Raw genomic sequence first — 2,117 nt, 5'->3', positions numbered from 1 at the left:
CGCAGCGCGCCCGCGATCGCGCCGGCAAAAGTGTCTGCATTGATGTTGTAGGTATGGCCGTCATTGCCGGGGGCGACGGGGGCAATCACCGGGATCATCTCGGATTTGGCCAGAAGATCGAGCAGCGTGGTGTCGACCGTGTCGACCTCGCCGACGAAACCGAGATCGAGAATGCGCTCGATGTTGGAATCGGGATCGATGACGGTCTTCTTCGCCTTCTTCGCGAAGACCATGTTTCCGTCCTTGCCGCAAAGGCCGATCGCCCATTCGCCGGTCTGGTTGATCAGCGCCACGATTTCCTTGTTGATCGAACCGGCAAGCACCATCTCGACGATCTCGACAGTGGCCTCATCGGTGACGCGAAGACCGCCCTCGAACTTCGACTCGATGCCCATGCGCTTCAGCATGTTGCCGATCTGCGGGCCGCCGCCATGCACCACGATCGGGTTGACGCCCGACTGTTTGAGAAGCGCGACGTCGTTGGCGAAGGCCTGGCCGAGTTCCGCATCGCCCATGGCATGGCCGCCATATTTCACGACGATGGTCTTGTTCTCGTATTTCTGCATATAGGGCAGCGCCTGCACCAGCAGACGTGCCTGAACTTCGCTTTCCGACAATGACATGGATTACCCCGGGGTGCTTTGGTCCTCGCGGCCTTTTAGCGCATCCGCGGGCCATAGTGAATATTGCGGCGGGAAGTAAAACGCAGGTCTCAGCCGGCCACGGTTTGCTGGATCGCCAGCCGGAGATCGTCGAGACCTGCGTTTTTCTCCGAGGAGGTCGCGACGATGCCGGGGAAGGCGGCGGGGCGCTTGCGGATCTTTTCCGACGTTGCGGCAAGGAGCTTCTCGACCGCCGGCGGCTTGATCTTGTCGGATTTGGTCAGCACGATCTGGTAGGAGACGGCGGCCTTGTCGAGCAGGTCAAGCACCTCCTCGTCATTCTTCTTGATGCCGTGGCGGGCATCGATCAGCACATAGACGCGCTTCAGCGTCGCGCGGCCGCGCAGATAGTCGAAGACGAGCTTGGTCCACTGGTCGACCTGCGCCTTGGGGGCCTGGGCATAGCCATAGCCCGGCATGTCGACGAGCGCCATCGGCGGCAGGTCCTCGCCCTCGCCGGAATAGCCGTCGGGCACGAAATAGTTGAGCTCCTGGGTGCGGCCCGGCGTGTTGGAGGTGCGCGCCAGCCCCTTCTGGGCAAGCAGCGCGTTGATCAGCGACGACTTGCCGACATTGGAGCGCCCGGCGAAGGCGACCTCGGGCGGGCCTTCCGGCGGCAGGAACTTCATCGACGGCACGCCGCGGATGAAGATCCACGGACGGGCGAAGAGGGCGGCGTCTTTGTCGATAGGCTGGGTCATATCCCGATCCTTACCATGAAGAAAATGCCCGGCAGGGTACCGGGTTCAGTTCGTTGACAAAGCCTGACCCACTCGCAGCCGTCATGCTCGGGCTTGTCCCGAGCATCTAAGCACATATCGGCGCGACAAGCGTCTCGGGCGACAGGTCAATCCGACAAAATCCGTTGTGAAACGCCAACGTCGCCCGCGCGGAACGGTGGTTGGATCCTCGGGACAAGCCCGAGGATGACGCCCCAAAAAAGGACAGGCTTGTCATCCGTCTGAGCCCGGCAAAACTGCCGGATTTAATTGCAGAGACAGTGCGTCCGGTCTTCAGACCCTTTAGAAGGAGAGGGAAACGGCAGTGCCGTCGCCCTTACTCCGAAGCCGGCTTCTTCTTGCGGAACAAGCCCTTCAGATTGTCGAACAGCTCGATCTTGACGCCGTGGCGCTTCATGATGATCGACTGCTGCAGGATCGAGAGCGTGTTGTTCCAGGCATAGTAGATCACCAGGCCGGCCGGGAACTGCGCCAGCATGTAGGTGAAGACCACCGGCATCCAGTTGAAGATCATCGCCTGCGTCTTGTCCGGCGGCGTCGGGTTCATGCGCATCTGCAGCCACATGGTGAAGCCCATGATCAGCGGCCAGGCGCCGATCGCCAGGAAGGCCGGAACGCCCCAGGGCAGCAGGCCGAACAGGTTGAAGACGCTGGTCGGGTCGGGCGCGGAAAGGTCCTGGATCCAGCCGAAGAACGGCGCATGGCGCATTTCGAT

At 61.5% G+C, this 2,117-nt stretch carries 3 protein-coding genes; all 3 read right to left on the bottom strand.

The features are described 5' to 3' along the window. Window positions 1–623 (bottom strand): acetylglutamate kinase (argB, locus tag AC5DC2_RS23345; protein WP_491700210.1); only part of this gene is annotated, 623 nt, incomplete at its 3' end. 89 nt (window positions 624–712) lie between these two features. Next, complete coding sequence (gene yihA, locus AC5DC2_RS23340; RefSeq protein ID WP_024708323.1) at window positions 713–1,363, bottom strand: ribosome biogenesis GTP-binding protein YihA/YsxC; 651 nt, start codon at window positions 1,361–1,363, stop codon at window positions 713–715. Window positions 1,364–1,718: 355 nt separating this feature from the next. Next, a partial coding sequence (locus AC5DC2_RS23335) for a YidC/Oxa1 family membrane protein insertase (protein WP_491700209.1) occupies window positions 1,719–2,117 on the bottom strand: 399 nt, incomplete at its 5' end.

Source organism: Martelella sp. (genome assembly GCF_984369615.1).
The sequence above is the reverse complement of the archived record's forward strand: the minus strand, read 5'-3'. Positions and strand labels throughout refer to the sequence as shown.

Excerpts from the sequence above, each read along its gene's own strand:
- yihA (WP_024708323.1), bottom strand. The coding sequence starts at position 1,363 with ATGACCCAGCCTATCGACAAAGACGCCGCCCTCTTCGCCCGTCCGTGG.